Genomic DNA, 18,699 nt, shown 5'->3' on the forward strand with positions numbered 1-18,699 from the left:
CCTCCGATTCCAGGTACCGCATGAGCAAGCACGCCAGTCTGCCGCAACAGTTGGACCATCTGCTTCGACAAGCCGTCGCGCTCCAGCAGAACGGCGCGCTCGTCGAAGCCGAGGAGATGTATCGCGAGATACTCGAACTGAAGCCGAAGCATGGCGATGCGTTGCGCTGGCTCGGCGAACTCGCGCTGCAAACGGGCCGCTTGCAGGAAGGCATCGATCTGCTGAAGAAGGCGCTCGTGGTCAACGCGAGACAGCCGGCCGTGCATTCGAATCTCGCCTATGCGCTGAACGCGTTGCAGCGCCACGACGAAGCGCTCGCGTGTGCCGAGCGGGCGCTCGCGATGCAGCCGAAATTCGCCGATGCGTTGAACAATCGCGGCAACGCATTGGCGGCGCTGAGCCGTCCGCTCGATGCGCTCGCGAGCTACGAACGCGCGCTTTCGCTCGTGCCGGAGTTTGCGCCGGCGTGGAACAATCGCGCATGCGTGCTGCGCGATCTCGGCCGCTATGCCGATGCGCTCGATAGCTGCGACCAGGCGCTCGCGTTGCAGCCGAACTATCCGGATGCGTGGAGCAATCGCGGCAACGTGCTCGGCGATCTGAACCAGCCGCACGAAGCACAACACTGCTACCAACGCGCGCTGGAACTTGCGCCTGCTTTCGTCGATGCATGGAACAACCTCGGTCTCGCGCAGATCGATCTGAATCAGCGCGAACAGGCGTTGTCGAGCTATCAGCGCGCGCTTGCGTTGAATCCGGCGTCCGTCGAAACGCACTGGAACCAGGCGCTGTGCCTGCTGCAAATGGGCCGCTTCGATACCGGCTGGCGCGAATACGAATGGCGTTGGGAGCGCAGCCGCATCAAGGCCGGCAGGCGCGCGTTCGCGCAGCCGTTGTGGCTCGGCGATGTTCCGCTCGACGGCAAAACGATTCTGCTGCATGCGGAGCAGGGCCTGGGCGACACGTTGCAGTTCTGCCGCTATGCGCCGCTCGTTGCGAAGCTCGGCGCGAAGGTCGTGCTCGAAGTGCCGGGCGCGTTGTTGCGATTGCTGTCGACGCTCGATGGTGTCGATCAGTTGATCGAAGCGGGGCAGCCGTTGCCGCCGTTCGATTGTCATTGCCCGCTGCTGAGCTTGCCGCTTGCGTTCGGCACGAACGAAGCGAGCATTCCGGCGGCGACGCCGTATCTTTTTGCGCAGCCGGCGGCCGTCAGCGAATGGCGTGAGCGGATCGAACACGACGGCAACATCAACGCGGATGCCGACGCAATCAGGCCGCTGAAAGTCGGCCTCGTCTGGGCCGGCGAGAACCGCGCGCATATCGCCGAGCTGCGCAAGATCGACGCGCGTCGGTCGCTCACGTTCGAGCAACTCGCGCCGCTCCTCGAGGTGCCGAACGTTCGCTTCTTCAGCGTGCAGAAGGGCGCGGCCGCGCCGCAATTAGCCGAAAGCGCCTACGGTGAACGCGTCGCCGATTACACCGGGCTGCTGCACGATTTCGCCGATACCGCCGCGCTCGTCGCCAGTCTCGATCTGGTGATTTCGGTCGACACGTCCACCGCGCATCTGGCTGGCGCGCTCGACAAACCCGTCTGGATCCTGAACCGCTTCGACACCTGCTGGCGCTGGTTGCTCGAACGCAGCGACACGCCGTGGTATCCGTGTGCACGTCTGTTCCGTCAACCGGCGCTCGGCGATTGGGGCGGCGTGATCGATGCCGTGCGCGATGCATTGGGGGATCTGAGCGCCCCGCCTTCGTGACGCCTTTGGGCGGACACGCGTAGACTGAACCTCCGTTCATCGATGGCAATGTCACGGAGAGTTCTTCAATGGAATACAGACATCTGGGTGCATCGGGTTTCAAGGTGCCGGTGCTGAGTCTCGGCACCGGTACGTTCGGCGGCAAGGGTGAATTTTTCCAGGCGTGGGGCGCGACCGACGTCGCCGAAGCGCGGCGTCTGATCGACATTTGCTTCGACGCGGGCGTCACGATGTTCGACACCGCCGACATCTATTCGAAGGGCGCGTCCGAGTCGGTGCTCGGCGAGGCGCTGAAGGGCAAGCGCGACAAGGCGATCCTGTCGACCAAGGCGACCTTTCGTTTCGACGACGATCCGAACGGCGTCGGCTCGTCGCGCTTCCATCTGATTCAGGCGGTCGATTCAGCGCTCAAGCGTCTGCAAACCGATTACATCGACCTGTTCCAGCTGCACGGCTTCGACGCGAAAACGCCGATCCCCGAAGTGCTGTCCACGCTCGACGACCTCGTGCGCGCGGGCAAGATCCGCTATATCGGCGTGTCGAATTTCTCCGGCTGGCATCTGATGAAGTCGCTCGATATCGCCGACCGTTACGGCTATCCGCGCTATGTCGCGAATCAGACCTACTACTCGCTGGTCGGGCGCGACTACGAGTGGGAGCTGATGCCGCTCGGTGTCGACCAGGGCGTCGGTGCCGTGGTGTGGAGCCCGCTCGGCTGGGGCCGCTTGACCGGCAAGCTCAAGCGCGGCCAGCCGCTGCCGGAGACGAGCCGTCTGCACAAGACCGCCGACATGGGGCCGCCGGTGCCGGAAGACTATCTGTTCCGCGTGCTCGACGCGCTCGACGAAATTGCCGCCGAAACCGGCAAGACCGTGCCGCAGATCGCGCTGAACTGGCTGCTGCAACGGCCGACCGTCGCGACGCTGTTGATCGGCGCGCGCAACGAGGAGCAACTGCGGCAAAACCTCGGCGCGGTCGGCTGGAATCTGACGCCGGAGCAGGTCGCGAAGCTCGATGCGGCCAGCACGGTGCGGCCCGCGTATCCGTACTGGCATCAGGAAGGCTTCGCGGAACGCAATCCAAAGGCGGTTTGAGCGGCGGGTCGACCACGTTCCAGGCGCCGCAGCCGGCGCAATGCGCTGGTCCAGCGCGGCCGCACGCTGGACCAGCGCATCCCGTCAAGCCAAACCGCCATTGGCCCGCAATACCTGCCCATTGACCCAACCCGCATCCGGGCCGACCAGAAACGCGACCACGCCAGCCACGTCTTCCGGCTCGCCGAGGCGTTGCAGCGGCGGCATCTTCGCGAACGTCTCGATCTGCTCGTCGGTCTTGCCTTCGAGGAACAGCGCGGTCGCGATCGGTCCCGGCGCGACCGCATTCACTGTGATGTTGCGCCCGCGCAGTTCCTTCGCGAACACACGCGTGAACGCTTCGACGGCTGCCTTGGTCGCCGTGTAGATGCCATAGCCGGGCAGGTTCAGCGCGAGCACGCTGGTCGAGAAATTGACGATGCGCCCGCCGTCGTTCAGGCGCGCGGCCGCTTCGCGCAGCGTGTTGAAGGTGCCGCGCACGTTGATGTCGAAGGTTTGGTCGTAGAGTGCGTCGGGCGTGTCGGCGAGCGGCGTGGGCTTCATCACGCCCGCGTTGTTGACGAGCACATCCACCTTGCCGAGTTCGCGTTCGGTGATCTCGAACATGCGACGTACGTCGCCGGGCTTCGACACGTCGGCTTGCACCGCGACCGCCTTGCCGCCAGCTTCGCGGATCGCACTGACGAGCGCGCCGGCTTCGCCCGCGCTCGCTGCGTAGTTGACGGCGACCGCGTAGCCGTCCTTCGCGAGCCGCTGTGCGATCACCGTGCCGATGCCGCGCGATGCGCCCGTGACGATGGCGACTTTCGGTTGTGGGTTCGTGCTCATGATTGGTTTCCTCATAGAAGGTGGTGGATCGGTGAGGTGAATCATGAACGCTTTGCGCGCAGAGATAATCAGATTACACTCGCCATCATCATTCCATTTGCTTTAATAATCCGCCGCTATGGACCGTTTCGAGGAAATGCGCGTATTCGTGCGGATCGCCGAGCGCCAGAGCTTCACGCGCGCCGCCGACGATCTGCAAATTCCGCGCGCGACCGTCACCAACCTGATGAAGCGCCTCGAGCAGCGGCTCGGCGCGCGGTTGCTCGAACGCACGACCCGCACGGTGCGGCTCACGCCCGACGGTGAAGCGCACTACCAGCGCTGCGTACGCCTGATCGCCGATCTGGAGGAGGCCGAGGGGGCGTTTTCCAATCCCGCGCCGAAGGGGCTGTTGCGCGTGAACGTGCAGGGCACGCTCGCGCGGCACTTCGTGGTGCCGGCGCTGCCCGCGTTTCTCGCGCGCTTTCCCGACATCGAGCTGATGATCGGCGAGGACGACCGGCTCGTCGACCTGGTGCGCGAGGGCATCGATTGCGTGCTGCGCGCGGGCGTGCTGCAGGATTCGTCGATGGTCGGGCGGCGCGTCGCGCAACTGCAGCAGGTGACGGTCGCGAGTCCCGCGTATCTGGCCACGTATGGCGAGCCGGCCGATCCTGACGCGCTGTCGACGCATCGCGCGGTCAACTACGTGTCGAGCGCGACCGGCAAGCCGGTGCCGCTCGAATTCCGCGTCGACGGGCGGGATGCCGCGCTCGTGCTGCCGTCGGCGGTGTCGGTCAGCGGCGCCGAACTGTACACGGGCGCGGCCGTCGCCGGGCTCGGCATCGTGCAGGTACCGCGTTACCGCGTGGATGGCGAGTTGGCGGCGGGGCGGCTGCGGGTCATTCTGGCGGACTATCCGCCGCCACCGATGCCGGTGTCGGTGCTGTATCCGCAGAACCGGCAGTTGTCGTCGCGCGTGCGGGTGTTCGCGCAGTGGCTGCGGGAGATTTTCGAGCTGGTGAGCTGAGGGAGCGAAAAACGCAAAGGAATGCGTTTTCGTGGTTAACGCCTGGACATGTGCGCCTCGCATAATGTCATTCTCAAGAGCGCAGAAAGCCGCCCGTGATCGAGGGTGGACGCACAGAACGACCGGGGGATCTGATCATGAATCGTTTTCGTTCGCTGGGTGTGGCGACGGGCGCGGCGCAGTTCGCCAGTGCCGACATCCTCAGCCGGATGAGCATGGCGTCGCGCCGGCCAGGCGCCGCGCGCCCCTTCGATCTTATTTTCGAACCGCGCGCGTGGCAGGGGCCCGCCGCGCCCGAGGCGACGGACCCGCAGTTCAAGATCCACGTGTTCGACACGATGCGCGCGTTCGAAAAACGCGGCGTCGACGCGATCGTGCTGCCATGCTTTCTGAGCCACACCTTCATCGACGAACTCGCGGCCAACGTCAGCGTGCCGGTCGCCAACATCATGACCGCGCTGTCCGCACACGTGCGGCGCACCTATCCGTCGGCGCGCCGAATCGGCGTGCTGACGTCGGCGGCGATTCGCGCGAACGGCCTGTTCGAGCGCTACTTCGAAGCCGGGCAGTTCGACGTGTGCTATCCGCGCAACGACACCGGTTTCGACGGCGTGACGAGCGCCGTCTTTGGTGTCGGGGGCATCCGCGATGGGCGCCTGCACGGGCGGCCCGTCGAGCTGTTGCGCGCGGCGTGCGCGGATCTGGTCGCGCAGGGCGTCGACGTGATCGTGCCGGGGCTCGCGGAGATCGGCCTCGTGCTGCGCGCGCTCGGGCGCATCGAGGTGCCGCTCGTCGATACGAACCAGGTGTATGCGCGCTATGTCGCGGCGGCGCAGTACACGCAGCCGGAGCGGGCGTTCCGCCTCGGCGTGGTCGGCGGCATCGGGCCGGCCGCGACCGTCGATTTCATGGCCAAGGTCGTGCGCAACACGCCGGCCGCGCGCGACCAGGACCATATCCGGATCATGGTCGAGCAGAACCCGCAGATCCCCGACCGCACCGCGGCGCTGCTCGAGCGCGGCGACGATCCCACCCTCGCGCTGTACGCGGCCTGCAAGACGCTCGAGGACGGCGGCGCGGATCTGATCGCGATTCCGTGCAATACCGCGCATGCGTTCGTCGAGCGGCTCCAGCCGGCGCTGCGCGTGCCGATCGTCAATATGCTGACCTGTACCGCCGATTATCTGCGCGAGACCTTTCCGGGTCTGCGCGAAGTGGGCGTGCTGGCCACCTCGGGTACGCTCGCGAGCCGCGTCTACGAACAGGCGCTCGACGCGCGCGGCCTGGTGCAGATCGCGCCGTCCGCCACTGCGCAAGCGCGTCTGATGAACGCGATCTACGGCCCGCGCGGCGTGAAGGCGGGGCACACGTCGGGCGACTGTTGCGACGACCTCGCGGCGGCCATCGACGATCTGCTCGCGCAGGGCGTGCAGGTGATCGTGCTCGCGTGCACGGAGTTGCCGTTGCTGTTGCGCGAACCGGTGCTCGCGTGTCCGGGCGGGCGGGTGGTGCGGCTGGTCGATCCGACCGAGGTGCTGGCGAGGCGCTGCGTTGCGTATGCGCTTGGCGACGGTGTCGCACGTGGCACTCCGGCGGGTTGCGCGACGCGGGATGCGGCCGGGTGCTCGCAGGTGGAAAGCGCGGTCGGCTAGCCAGGCGCCGTGATCGCGGCGCGGCGATTTCGTCGTTCCGCCGTTTCGGGTGAAAGGAAACTGAATTCGTTGGACTGGGCCTCGTTGGAAATCAACGAGTTGCTAACGAATTCGGCCACGCTCATCGCTGACGCGGAGCGGAATACGTTGAATTTGCGGGAATTGCGTCGGACATGGTTGGACCAACCGAAAGTAAGATCAGCCCGAATCGCACGCTAAGCGAAAGGCTGCCTGCGGCCGATGCCGTTGAAAAAGTCGCGACTGACGGTTTGTCGAGCAACAGCAAAAAAATCGACCTCTCAGATCGGCCTACAAGCCGCCCGAAGCCCTTGGGTAAGGGTAAAGCGGCCCATTAAAACCTCGCGATTTAGACGATGGCCGACTTTTTCAACAGCATCGGCCAAGACGAGACGTTAGCATTGGTGCGCTGGATGACTGGTCCCTGACCTGAGGTTGCGGACCGTCGAGTCCACGATTGATTGCACTGCCTGAAATTCTCGCGCCGGGTCGAACAATCGCTCAAACACGCCTCCACGCTTGTTGCTGTGACGGATCTTTCCTTGCATTGGCTGCTGTCCTTCGGTGTGTCGTTTAGTCATCCCGGCGTCCGCCAGTCAGCCCTCCTCGCAAAAAGATCGCCGAAAGGCATTGCATGATAAAAATGGATTGTTTTTTTGCGGATTTCGTGCAAAATCCTCCTTCATACTACGGAGGCGATCATGTTGGTCGAATTTCGCGTCCGAAATTTTCGGTCGATTCGGGACGATCTGTGTCTCAGCATGGCTGCGAGCACGGATCAGGAAAAAAGGGACGCGAACACGGTGCCGTCGGGGACTGCCAGCGCGCCGGATTTGCTACGCAGCGCAGCGATCTATGGCCCCAATGCAAGCGGAAAATCTGCTTTGGTGGGTGCGATGCAATATGCTCAGTCGTTTGTGGCGACGTCTGCGGCGCTGATGCCAGGCCAACCTCTCAATCACTTTCCGTTCAAGCTGGACACGAACTCCGCCTCGGCTCCCTCGGAATTCGAGTTCACATTCGTCCTCGATGGGACGCGCTACCAATACGGCTTCGCTGCCGATTCGGCCGGCGTAACCGAAGAATGGTTGCTTGTTTATAAGACACACAAGTCGCAGGTGTGGTTTGAGCGAGCTTACGACGCTACGTCGAAGGTCGCGACATACAAGTTCGGCGCATCGCTGACGGGCAAGAAAAAGGTCTGGCAGGACGCAACGCGACGCAACGCGTTGTTTCTGTCCACCTCAGCCCAGCTCAATAGTGAAAGCCTGCTACCTGTGTATAAATGGATTGTGCAGGACCTCCTGGTCATCGGCGCAAACATGCAGCCGACCCCTGACCAATCGACCGCCTGGATCACCAATGATGTAGCGAAACCGATGCTCCTGAATTTCCTGGCGTCCGCTGACCTTGGGATCTCGGATCTGAGCGTCCAGACACGTAAACAACATCGATTCAATGTCGAAATCCGGAACGACCGGCCGGAGCACGCTGTTTCAGAATCTGAGGTTCAATTCCCGGTGTTCGTCCATAAGGGACCAAACGGGCAGGCTTTGCTTCAATACGAGGAAGAATCGACCGGCACACAGCGACTGTTCTCATTTGCCGCCCCGGTGGTCGAAGCGCTCCAGACCGGTCGAACCGTCGTTGTCGACGAACTGGATGGAAGCCTGCATACGCAAATCGTGCAGTTCCTGGTTGGTCTATTCCACCATCGGCCACCCGAAGGGCGTCGTGCGGCACAGCTGATTTTTACCACGCACGATACAGCCTTACTCGATGCAGGAATCTTCCGGCGGGATCAGATCTGGCTGATGGAGAAGGGCCGCGATCAGGCGAGTACGCTCGTGCCGCTCACTGATTTCTCACCCCGCAAGAACGAAGCGCTCGGGCGGGGTTACCTACAGGGTCGATATGGTGCGCTGCCGCTGACGTCGGAATTCGTTGCGGGAGACGAACGTCTTGGGGCGTGACAATCATCCGCGGCAACGTCGAGCGAGCCAGCTTCAACGAAAGAAGCCACAACGGCCCGCCTATGATCGAATTTTGATTGTTACCGAGGGAGAAAAGACCGAGGTTAACTATTTTGAAGAGATCAGGCGTTTTTACCGTCTAAGTTCCGCACACATACGGGTCTGTAACAGCCCCTATGGAACGACGCCGTTGCAGGTGGTGGAATATGCACGCGACCGATGCCGCGAAACGTTCGAGTGGGAACGCGTGTTTTGTGTCATCGACCGCGACGACCATCAACGGTACGTCGAAGCGCTGAACTCGGCGCAAACCCTCGACGGCAAATACCCGAATGATCTTGGACAACCGATCGTGTTTTCCGCGATCCCCTCCAATCCGTGCTTCGAACTGTGGTTTCTGCTGCATTTCCAGGCACATGAGGCCCACATACACCGCACCGACGTGTTTCGCCTACTCCGCGATCGCTACTTGCAAGGCTACGAGAAGGGACGTCACGGTATTTTCGAGGCAACGATGCAGCATCTTGATCGGGCATACGCTAATGCGGAACGGCTACGGGCGCATGGGCAAGGCCGCGGGCTCACGAACCCATCAACGTGTGTCGACGAGCTAGTCAGGATCTTATGTGCACTGCGCAGTTACTAACGGCGAGCGACTATGTCGCATCCATCTCGGCGGCCGATTGATTCGGAACGCTGCCCGCTTTGACGAGATCGCTAGTGTCGAGCGCGTGGCGGCCGTTGCAGCCGTTGCGGATGATGGGATGACTGTTCTATCTCGCTCGCGGTCCCTCGCTGTCGCGGGCAACGCTTGTCGGTGTAGAGAACAACAATTACGAGGATTAGGGGCAGCGTAACGCAAGGTCGTTGATGCAAATGCTCGGCGGCAAGGCGGTCCTAGCTTGAGACGCCAGCGGGCAGCAGGTCGGCCAGTTTTCGCGGCTCGCCCTGCAAGCTGAGTGTTCATCTGAACGACTGCTTGACTCCGAAAACCGCCCGATCTCCAACGCGAAGTTTTCGGCCTTTGCAGATTCATCGATTTCAACGCCGAGACGGCCGTTCAACGATTCGGACGGGCCTCCGCCTTCAATCGGCGTCGCGACGAGCTTGCCATTGCGTGTGCTCGCGAGAGAACGCGTTTTCAGCATCGCCCACATAGACCGAGAACTTATCCTCGGCCGGAGGCGTCGGCAGGGCAATACGCAGCAATCCAATCTCGTGTGCCGTCAAAGTGTACGAAGCGGCGAGTTCCTGAAAACGCTTCGTCTGGATCCATGCCATGACCGATGCAGCAGCGGCTACTCGATGCGATAGCTCCCATCGATAAGCGCATGACAACGGAAGCGTTGCCAGTCTGAGTGCCGCTGAACAGTTCCGACAGAACGTCGCCCAGCTTATTTTCAAGGGAGCTAATTCCAGGATCGTTGGCCTCTACCGCCTGAAGCTCGGCCATGCGCTTTTGCAGTCTTGGAATCGCGGCGCGCATCTGTTCGACACTGAGATTGGCTTTTGCCATGCTTTTCGAGTTGTTGAGTTTGGTTTGTCGGCAATCCGAGCGCTGGGGCGAACGACCGATCTGTGTCCGGAATCAATCGCGTTGGCCGACTGCACCCGCTCCGAACTCCGCCGTAGTGAAAAGACGGTGCAAAGCCCCGAATCACAAACGAACGAAAGAAGGCGCGCAACGCCCGTGATGCAAACCATAGTCGCACACCGCAAACAACGGACCAGAATGTCGCGGACAACCGCCGCGCGGTAGGCCACTGACTTCTGCGGATTCCCGATAGTCCAATCAATTCCGTGCTTTAGGGTCTAGCTAATTGCACATTAGTCCAACGAATTCCGGTTCCTGACATCAGGGCGCAATGCGCGCCCGAGCCCGCCATGGAAAACTGTATAAACATACAGTATAGTATCCCCCTACGGCCAGGCTTCCGGGCGCTCCTCGCGCCGACCCGGCTGCACCGAACTTGCGCGGTCGCGAGAGCCGGCCGTGAGAGGTGACCCACTCCTTCAGACGGTCGGAAAAATTGTCCTCCAACGACGCAACCCTTGACACCCTCGCTGACACTCCCCAAGGCGGCAACCCGAGCGGCAACAAGATCCAGGGCACGATCCGCATTCGCGGCGCCCGCCAGCACAACCTGAAAAACGTCGACCTCGACGTGCGCACCGGCGAAATGACGGTCGTCACGGGGCCGTCCGGCTCGGGCAAGTCGAGCCTCGTGTTCGACACGCTGTATGCGGAAGGTCAGCGCCGCTACGTCGAAACCTTCAGCGCGTACGCGCGCCAGTTCCTCGACCGGATGGATCGGCCGCAGGTCGACCGCGTCGACGGCGTGCCGCCCGCCATCGCGATCGACCAGACCAACCCGGTGCGCAGCTCGCGCTCCACGGTCGGCACGATGACCGAGCTCAACGATCACCTGAAGCTGCTGTACGCGCGCGCGGCCGAGCTGTTCGACCGCCAGAGCGCGTATCTGGTGCGGCACGACACGCCGGAGACGATCTACGCGGAACTGCTCGAGCGCACCGCGCAGGAGGAGCCGCGGTTCGTCGTCACGTTCCCGGTCGAGCTGCCGGAGTCGGCGTCCGCGCAGGAGGTCGAGCAGTGGTTGTCGGCGAGCGGCTATACGCGCGTGCAGGCGCAGCGCGAAGTCGATTCGCCGACCGGCAAGCGCAAGCTGCTCGACGTCGTCGCCGACCGCTTCCGGCTGCGCTCGGTGGATAAAGCACGCGCGATCGAGGCGATCGAGGCATCGCTGAAGCGCGGCGGCGGGCGCGTCAATATTTACGTGCTGCCGGCTACCTCGGACGAGCCGCAGGCCGAAGCCGCCGAGCCGCGCATCTGGCGTTTCTCCACCGGCTTGCACAGCCCTGAAAGCGATCTGCGCTATGCCGACCCGCAGCCCGCGCTGTTCTCGTTCAACTCGGCCTATGGCGCTTGCGATGCCTGCCGTGGTTTTGGCCGCGTGATCGGCGTCGACCTCGGTCTCGTGATCCCCGACGCGCGCAAGACGCTGCGCGAAGGTGCGGTCAAGCCGATGCAGACGCCCGCGTGGAAGGAGTGCCAGGACGACCTGATGCGCTACGCGGCGAAAGCCGACATCCGCCGCGACACGCCGTGGGGCGAGCTCAGCGAGCGCGAACGCAACTGGGTCATCAACGGCTCGCCGGACTGGAACGGCAAGTGGCAGACGCATTGGTACGGCGTCAAACGCTTCTTCGACTATCTCGAATCGAAGGCGTACAAGATGCATATCCGCGTGCTGCTGTCGAAATACCGCAGCTACACGCCGTGCGAAACCTGCGGCGGCGCGCGTCTGAAAACCGAATCGCTGCTGTGGCGCCTCGGCAGCAAGGCCAATGCGAACGACGTGCTCGCGCCCGCGCAGCGCTTCATGCCGCGCGGCGTGAAGTGGTCGCGCGCGCAGCTCGAGGCGTTGCCGGGCCTGACCGTGCACGATCTCATGCTGATGCCGATCGAGCGCATCCGCCGCTTCTTCGACGGCATCACGCTGCCGAGCGCGTTGCTCGACGACGCGCTGAAGCTGCTGCTCGCCGAAGTGCGCACGCGCCTCAAGTATCTATGCGACGTCGGTCTCGGCTATCTGACGCTCGACAGGCAAAGCCGCACGCTGTCGGGCGGCGAGGTGCAGCGTATCAACCTGACCACCGCGCTCGGCACGTCGCTGACCAAGACGCTGTTCGTGCTCGACGAGCCGAGCATCGGCCTGCATCCGCGCGACCTGAACCGCATCGTCGAAGCGATGCACCGGCTGCGCGACGCGGGCAATACGCTGGTCGTGGTCGAGCATGATCCGTCGGTGATGCTCGCGGCGGACCGGCTCATCGACATGGGTCCGGGACCGGGCGAGCGCGGCGGCTCGATCATTTTCGACGGCGTGCCCGAGGCGATCCGCTCGACCGGCACGCTGACCGGCGAGTACCTCGGCGGCCGGCGCCATGTCGCGGATGCCGCGCGCTGGTCGCGTCGCGCGGTCGACGCGAGCACGCCGCGCATCGTGCTCGAAGGCGCGAGCGAGCATAATCTGCGCGACGTCACGGTCGAAATTCCATTGCAGCGGCTCGTCTGCGTGACCGGCGTGTCGGGTTCCGGCAAATCGACGCTGCTGCAGGACGTGCTGTATCCGGCGATGGCGCGCCACTTCGGGCTCGCCACCGAAGCGCCGGGCGCGTTCAAGGCGCTGAACGGCGCGGACCAGGTCACCGACGTCGTGTTCGTCGACCAGTCGCCGATCGGCAAGACCGCACGCTCGAATCCGGCCAGCTACGTCGGCGCGTTCGACGAAATCCGCAAGCTGTTCGCGAAGGCACCGCTCGCGCTACAGCGCGGCTACGGCCCCGGCATGTTCAGCTTCAATTCGGGCGACGGCCGCTGCCCGACCTGTGGCGGCTCGGGCTTCGAGCACATCGAAATGCAGTTCCTCTCCGACGTGTACCTGCGCTGCCCCGATTGCGACGGGCGTCGTTATCGCGCGGAAATTCTGGAGGTGAAGATCGAGCGCGACCAGCCGGCACGCGGGTTGAGCATTGCCGACGTGCTCGAACTGACCGTCAGCGAGGCTGCCGCGTACTTCGCGCAGGACGCCGAAGTATTGCGCGTGTTGCAGCCGATCGTCGACGTCGGGCTCGAATACGTGAAGCTCGGCCAGCCCGTGCCGACGCTGTCGGGCGGCGAGGCGCAGCGGCTCAAGCTCGCGGGCTTTCTCGCGGAGTCGGCACAGGCGCGCGGCGCACGCGGCGCGAAGCAGGTGATCGCGAAGCGTCTGTTCATGTTCGACGAACCGACTACGGGTCTGCATTTCGACGACATCGCGAAGCTGATGCAGGCGTTCGGCAAGCTGCTCGCGAGCGGTCATTCGCTGATCGTGATCGAGCACAATCTCGACGTGATCCGCGCGGCCGACTGGATCATCGACCTCGGTCCCGAAGGCGGCGACGGCGGTGGCCGCGTGTTGTGCGCGGGCACGCCGGACGAAGTGAAAGCGTGCGCCGAATCGCATACTGGCGAGGCGTTGCTGCAATACGACCGCGCGATGGACACCGCAACCGCGGCGGAGCCCCAGGGCATCCCGCTGCAGAAGGCCCTGAGCGCGGCCCGCGCACGTCGCGCGATCGAAGGCGAGAACGTCGTGCGCATCGTCAACGCGCGCGAGCACAACCTGAAGGCGCTCGACGTCGACATTCCGCACGGCAAGTTCAACGTAATCACCGGCGTATCGGGCTCAGGCAAATCGACGCTCGCGTTCGACATCCTGTTCCACGAAGGTCAGCGGCGCTACCTCGAATCGTTGAACGCGTATGCCCGCTCGATCGTGCAGCCAGCCGGACGGCCCGAAGTCGACGCGGTGTATGGCATTCCACCGACCGTCGCGATCGAGCAGCGGCTCTCGCGCGGCGGTCGCAAGAGTACCGTCGCCACGACCTCGGAGGTGTGGCACTTCCTGCGTCTGCTGTACGTGAAGCTCGGCTTGCAGCACTGCATTCACGACGGCACGCCGGTCACGTCGCAAAGCGCCGAATCGATCGCGGCGCAGTTGCTGCGCGATCACAAGGGCCAGCATGTCGGCTTCCTCGCGCCGCTCGTCGTGAACCGCAAGGGCGTCTATACGGACCTCGCGAAATGGGCAAAAGCGCGCGGCAATACGCATCTGCGTGTGGACGGCGAGTTCGTGCCGGTCGATCCGTGGCCGAAGCTCGACCGTTTCCGCGAGCACACGATCGAGCTGCCGGTCGCTGACCTCGTCATCTCGGCCGATCATGAAGCGGAGCTGCGCGAAGCGCTCGATCAGACGCTCGACATCGGTAAAGGCATCATGCATCTGCTCGCGCCGCTCGACGGTCTGCACGACGCGCTCAACGGCGGCGAGTCCACCGCGAAGCTCGGCGACGTGAAGGTGCTGTCGACCAAGCGCGCGTGTCCGGCGTGTGGCACGAGCTACCCCGAGCTCGATCCGCGCATGTTCTCGTACAACAGCAAGCATGGCTGGTGCACGAGCTGCGTCGGCACGGGGCTGTCGCTGACGCGCGAGCAGCGGGCCGCGTACGACGACACGATCGTCGTCGACGACAATCGCGGTCGCGAGCAGAGCCTGCCCTCGGAGGAGCAGGAACCGGAAGGACTCGTCGACGAGCCGTGTCCGGATTGCGCGGGCACGCGTCTGAATCCGGTCGCGCGCGCGGTCACGTTCGACTCGCAGGCGATCGTCGACGTCGCGCAATGGACCGTGTCCGACACGCGCGCGTGGATCGACACGCTGCGGATGACGGGCCGCGACGCCGAAATCGCGCGCGACGTGGTCAGCGAAATCGGCAGCCGGCTGCAGTTCCTCGAAGAAGTCGGGCTCGGCTATCTGAGCCTCGATCGCGCGGCGCCGAGTTTGTCGGGCGGCGAAGCGCAGCGCATCCGGCTCGCCGCGCAGCTCGGCAGCAATCTGCAGGGCGTGTGTTACGTGCTCGACGAGCCGACCATCGGTCTGCATCCGCGCGACAACCAGATTCTGCTGAACGCGCTGCGCAAGCTCGGCGACAAGGGCAATACGCTCGTCGTCGTCGAGCATGACGAAGATACGATCCGGCGCGCGGATCACATCATCGATATCGGGCCGGGCGCGGGCAAGCGCGGCGGCACGCTGATCGCCCAGGGCAGCGTCGCGGACCTGTCGGCGCAGCCCGATTCGCTGACCGGGCGTTTCCTCGCGCAGCCGATCGTGCATCCGCTGCAGCCGCGCCGCGAGGTCGTCGCGCCGGGCAAGCGTGCGGCCGCGGTGCCGGAGAACTGGCTCACCGTGCATGGCGGCAAGCTGCATAACCTGCGCGACGTGACGGTCGGCATTCCGCTCGCGCGGCTCGTCGCGGTGACGGGCGTCAGCGGCTCCGGCAAATCGACGCTCGCGCGCGACGTGCTGATGACCAATCTGCTCGATGCGGTCGGGCGCTCGGTGCTGTCGTCGCCGGCCACGCGCCGCGCGCGTGCGGCCGCCGGGGAGAAGCCGGCCGCGAACCGGCGTTCGAGCGTGCTCGCGCGCTCGGCGCCGCGCGCGCCGCTGAACGTCATGCACATATGGCAGGGCTGCGATTCGGTCACCGGCTGGGAGAGCATCGACCGCGTGCTGGAAGTCGATCAGACGCCGATCGGCAAGACGCCGCGTTCGTGTCCCGCCACCTACATCGGCGTGTGGGATGCGATCCGCAAGCTGTTCGCGGGCACGCTGGAGGCACGCGCGCGCGGCTATACCGCGTCGCGTTTCTCGTTCAACACGGGCGAGGGCCGCTGCCCCGCATGCGAGGGCCAGGGCGTGCGCACGATCGGCATGAGCTTCCTGCCCGACGTGAAGGTGCCGTGCGACGTCTGCCACGGCCAGCGCTTCAATCCGGAGACACTCGCGGTCACGTGGCGCGGCAAGAACATCGGCGACGTGCTGACCATGGAAATCGACGAAGCGGTCGAGTTCTTCGCGTCGATTACGAACATCGGGCATCCGCTGCAACTGATGAAAGACGTCGGGCTCGGCTATCTGACGCTCGGCCAGCCGTCGCCGACGCTGTCGGGCGGCGAGGCGCAGCGCATCAAGCTCGTCACCGAGCTGAGCAAGGTGCGCGACGACATCACGCGGCGTGGCCAGAAGCCGCCGCACACGCTGTACGTGCTCGACGAGCCAACGGTTGGCCTGCACATGGCGGACGTCGCGAAGCTGATTCGCGTGCTGCACCGGCTCGTGGATGGCGGGCATAGCGTCGTCGTCATCGAACACGATCTCGACGTGATCGCCGAGGCGGACTGGATCATCGACCTCGGTCCGGAGGGCGGCGTGGGCGGCGGTACGATCGTTGCGGCAACGGATCCGGAAAGCCTGTCGCGCGTGGCCGCGAGTCACACGGGCGCGGCTCTGCGGCCGGTGCTCGCGCGCACGGCCGCTACGTCGACGCTGGCCGGCGAAGGGACGAATGGCTGAGGCACGGTGACGAGCGGTGGCGCGGCCGTTGCAACCTTCGCAGGTTGCAACGGCCGGCGCCTCGTCGCGTGTCCGCCACACATGATTGCTGCGCTGCATCCAATCATCCGAGGTTCGATCAATGCGGCGCATGCGCCCGTTTAAATCATACGAAAGAGGCCAGCGATGTTTCAAAATAGAAACATTTTTAGATCCCCTGATAAATCAGCATTTGGATATTAATTTGTGGTGCGGAGCGAATGCCACGGAAATGCCTAATGCCGCGGGCAATAAATTTACGCTTTGCGAATAAACCACCGAATTGCCGGGACATAATAGGGCGATAAGCAGTTCACAATTGAAACATTTTTGAACCGCGCAAGAAACGTACTCGGTAACGCGCAATGGCCGGGCTTCGCATTATCGGCAACTTTGTCCGAATGCGCGAGAGTGCCGTCCATCAAGGCTTTGCGGTAAGATCTCCTCAAGCTCTTCGTGCGGCTTGCATAGTTGCCCGGCGTGTCGCGCGCTCATATCAATCGCTCAATAACCGCTTTTCCTCAGACATGGGCTGTCCTGATGAAACTCGTTTTTCAAATTTACTATAGCGATCCATTCCGCTAACATCACGCTTAATCCTTTATGCGGCGTGTGTCTGTTTTTTCGCCGTAATAACGCATTCTCTCGTTCCGTCTGATGGCGGGGCAAATCGGGGTCCGCAACGTATGACCGTTTGGGGAAGATCATGCCGCACATGCACCTTGATACAACGAGAATTACGTGGCTACACACGCCCGCTTTGAACGTCCGTACTGCAGCGCGGCGAATCGGCATTCTGCTGTTCGACGGCTTCTGGCTGCTCGGCCCCGGTACCGTCGTGGAAATGTTCCAGACCGCCAATGAGTTCGCGGGCACGCGAGCGGGCGAAGATCCGCCCTACGAAGTGCAGTTCCTGTCGATGGACGGCGGCAATGTCGCCAGTTCGTCGTCGGCGCGCATCTGGACTGACCACATCGACACGCGCTTTGGCGGCGGTTTCGACGTGCTGTTCATCGCTGGCGGCTACGGCGCCCACGTGGCCGCGCGCGACGAACGCCTGCTGAACTGGCTGCGCGCCGTGCAATCGCGCACACGCGCGATCGAAACGATCGGCGAGGGGCGCCTCGTGCTCGAAGCGGCCGGCCCGACTGAGCATGACGGCCTGATGAGCCGCTATCCGGGCGCGAGCGCCAGCGAAGGCGCGTTCAGCGCGGCCAACGACCGTCACGACTGCGCCCGCAGCGCGCTGATGTTCATCAAGCGCGACCTGGGCGCCGAGCTTGCGCGCAGCGTCGCCGATCGCGTGATGCCCGGCATGGCTGCGACGTGGGTGCCGCTGCCGGCCGAGGGCGGCACGCTGAGCGTCGCCGAAAAGATTCGCGCGGCCGCGCGCTGGATGGAGGCCAACTGCGACCGTCCGGTCTCGGTCGCCGATGCCGCGCAGGTCGCCGCAATGAGCGAGCGCAATTTCCTGCGCCGTTTCAAGCACGAGATGCAGATCACGCCGTCGGACTACCTGCTGCAGGTGCGGCTGCGTATCGCGTGCAACTTCCTGACCGAGACCGAATTGCCGGTCGACAAGATCGCGCGTCGCAGCGGCACCGGCAACGGCGATCGTCTCGCGAAAATTTTCCGCAAGCGTATGGCTTTGTCGCCAACCGAGTATCGCGCCCGCAGCCGGGCGGCCAGTGAGGCGTAGCATGTATCTTTAGCATGCGTTAGGGCGCCCGCGTTGCGGGCGCACCTCGTCTGTCGGACGCGGTCGCGAGAGCGGCCGTATGTTCGCTGGCCAGCCTTTTTACGAGCACAGTGGCGATGGGCAACAGGGTCATGGCGACGGCATTGCCGGAGGTGAAACTCATCGAGCCGGAAGTGTTCATCGACGAGTTCGGCTTCTGCTTCGAGAGTTTCAGCGCGGACGAGTTTTCGGACGACGTCGCGCAAGGTTTCAACTTCGTGCAGGACCGCCATCTGCGCGCCGTGCATGGCGTGCTGCGCGGCTTGCACTACCAGGTGCAGCGTCCCCAGGGGCGGCTGCTGCGCGTCGTGCGCGGGGAGATCTTCGACGTCTCGGTCGACGTGCGCCTGAACTCACCGAACTTCGGCAAATGGAGCGGCGAGTATCTGAGCGAAGCCAACCATCGGCAGATCTGGGTGCCGCCCGGTTTCGCGCACGGCTTCGTCGTGCTGTCCGATGTCGCCGAATGCATGTGGAAGACCACCGAGTACTGGTTCCCCGAACTCGAGCGCTGCCTGCTGTGGTCCGATCCCGACATCGGCATCCAGTGGCCGATCGACTTTCAGCCCATCCTCGGCAGCAAGGATGCGGCGGGCCGTCGTCTGTACGAGGCCGAAAACATCTCGTGAA

Annotated in this window: 11 protein-coding genes; 9 read left to right on the forward strand and 2 right to left on the reverse strand. The window is 63.9% G+C overall.

What is annotated here, in order from left to right; genetic code table 11:
- The first annotated feature begins 20 nt into the window (after positions 1-20).
- Both F6X37_RS15740 and F6X37_RS15745 read left to right on the forward strand, forming a co-directional pair.
- Positions 21-1,760 carry a tetratricopeptide repeat protein gene (locus tag F6X37_RS15740; RefSeq protein ID WP_187611972.1) on the forward strand — a complete coding sequence of 580 codons (1,740 nt, stop codon included), beginning with the start codon at positions 21-23 and terminating at the stop codon, positions 1,758-1,760.
- Between the two features lie 68 nt (positions 1,761-1,828).
- Positions 1,829-2,854 carry an aldo/keto reductase gene (locus F6X37_RS15745; protein WP_090803887.1) on the forward strand — a complete coding sequence of 342 codons (1,026 nt, stop codon included), beginning with the start codon at positions 1,829-1,831 and terminating at the stop codon, positions 2,852-2,854.
- An 84-nt stretch (positions 2,855-2,938) separates the two neighbouring features.
- Here F6X37_RS15745 and F6X37_RS15750 read toward each other — a convergent pair whose 3' ends face one another.
- Positions 2,939-3,682 carry an SDR family oxidoreductase gene (locus F6X37_RS15750; RefSeq protein WP_187611973.1) on the reverse strand — a complete coding sequence of 248 codons (744 nt, stop codon included), beginning with the start codon at positions 3,680-3,682 and terminating at the stop codon, positions 2,939-2,941.
- Between the two features lie 118 nt (positions 3,683-3,800).
- Here F6X37_RS15750 and F6X37_RS15755 point away from each other — a divergent pair, with 118 nt between their 5' ends.
- From F6X37_RS15755 to F6X37_RS15770, 4 genes are all read left to right on the forward strand, one after another.
- On the forward strand, positions 3,801-4,691 hold the full coding sequence (locus F6X37_RS15755) for a LysR family transcriptional regulator (protein WP_187611974.1): 891 nt from the start codon (positions 3,801-3,803) through the stop codon (positions 4,689-4,691).
- A 137-nt stretch (positions 4,692-4,828) separates the two neighbouring features.
- Entirely contained in the window at positions 4,829-6,343 is a 1,515-nt protein-coding gene (locus tag F6X37_RS15760) for an amino acid racemase (protein WP_187611975.1), read from the forward strand.
- 719 nt (positions 6,344-7,062) lie between these two features.
- Positions 7,063-8,334 carry an AAA family ATPase gene (locus tag F6X37_RS15765; RefSeq protein ID WP_187611976.1) on the forward strand — a complete coding sequence of 424 codons (1,272 nt, stop codon included), beginning with the start codon at positions 7,063-7,065 and terminating at the stop codon, positions 8,332-8,334.
- Positions 8,324-8,980 (forward strand): RloB family protein, encoded by a 657-nt coding sequence (locus F6X37_RS15770; RefSeq protein WP_187611977.1) that lies wholly within the window; start codon positions 8,324-8,326, stop codon positions 8,978-8,980. The genes F6X37_RS15765 and F6X37_RS15770 overlap by 11 nt, the downstream gene beginning before the upstream one ends.
- Positions 8,981-9,420: 440 nt before the next feature.
- Here the strand turns inward: F6X37_RS15770 and F6X37_RS37955 are convergent, their stop codons facing one another.
- Positions 9,421-9,615: an SLATT domain-containing protein gene (locus F6X37_RS37955; protein ID WP_090803897.1), complete on the reverse strand. Its 195-nt coding sequence runs from the start codon at positions 9,613-9,615 to the stop codon at positions 9,421-9,423.
- 749 nt (positions 9,616-10,364) lie between these two features.
- Between F6X37_RS37955 and uvrA the strand changes: the two genes are divergently transcribed.
- The 3 genes from uvrA to rfbC all read left to right on the forward strand — a co-directional run bounded on the left by uvrA (position 10,365) and on the right by rfbC (position 18,698).
- Positions 10,365-16,313 (forward strand): excinuclease ABC subunit UvrA, encoded by a 5,949-nt coding sequence (gene uvrA / locus F6X37_RS15780; RefSeq protein ID WP_187611978.1) that lies wholly within the window; start codon positions 10,365-10,367, stop codon positions 16,311-16,313.
- A gap of 724 nt (positions 16,314-17,037) precedes the next feature.
- Entirely contained in the window at positions 17,038-18,030 is a 993-nt protein-coding gene (locus F6X37_RS15785; protein WP_090803900.1) for a GlxA family transcriptional regulator, read from the forward strand.
- A gap of 116 nt (positions 18,031-18,146) precedes the next feature.
- The gene (gene rfbC / locus F6X37_RS15790) at positions 18,147-18,698 is read left to right on the forward strand and encodes a dTDP-4-dehydrorhamnose 3,5-epimerase (RefSeq protein ID WP_090803902.1); all 552 of its coding nucleotides are present in this window, start codon (positions 18,147-18,149) and stop codon (positions 18,696-18,698) included.
- Position 18,699: the final 1 nt, after the last annotated feature.

This window comes from Paraburkholderia sp. 31.1, from assembly GCF_014397645.1.
Lineage (GTDB): Bacteria > Pseudomonadota > Gammaproteobacteria > Burkholderiales > Burkholderiaceae > Paraburkholderia > Paraburkholderia tuberum.